The 318-nt window shown below is 71.7% G+C and carries 1 protein-coding gene; it reads left to right on the top strand.

Translation table 11 applies throughout. The features are described 5' to 3' along the window. On the top strand, positions 1-290 hold a 290-nt coding region (locus tag I59_RS19070; protein ID WP_222834986.1), incomplete at its 5' end, for a hypothetical protein. Between the last annotated feature and the right edge of the window lie 28 nt (positions 291-318).

Below are 318 nucleotides of genomic sequence, written 5' to 3'. Positions count from 1 at the left end.
GACGTCCCGCGCGGCGCATCACCGACTGTGCACTCGTGGTGACGGACGACCGGACCGTCGAGCGGGTCGCACGGTCCGCTGGCGTCCCGACCGTGCGACTCGGGTCGCACGACTCCCTGACGGAGCTGTACGTCGCGCTGCACGATCCACGCTCCGACGTCGATGTCGCGGAGCTCCGGACCGCTCGGACGGTCGCTTTCGCACTCGACGCGTGGCAGCGCGGCCGGATGACGACAGCTGAGCTCCACGCGTCGGTCCGACCGGTCCGACCGGAGCGGGTCACGGTCTGACCGCAGACCGACCACGGACGGACGGGAG

Source organism: Curtobacterium sp. B8 (assembly GCF_000333315.1).
GTDB lineage: Bacteria > Actinomycetota > Actinomycetes > Actinomycetales > Microbacteriaceae > Curtobacterium > Curtobacterium luteum.
The sequence above is the reverse complement of the archived record's forward strand: the minus strand, read 5'-3'. Positions and strand labels throughout refer to the sequence as shown.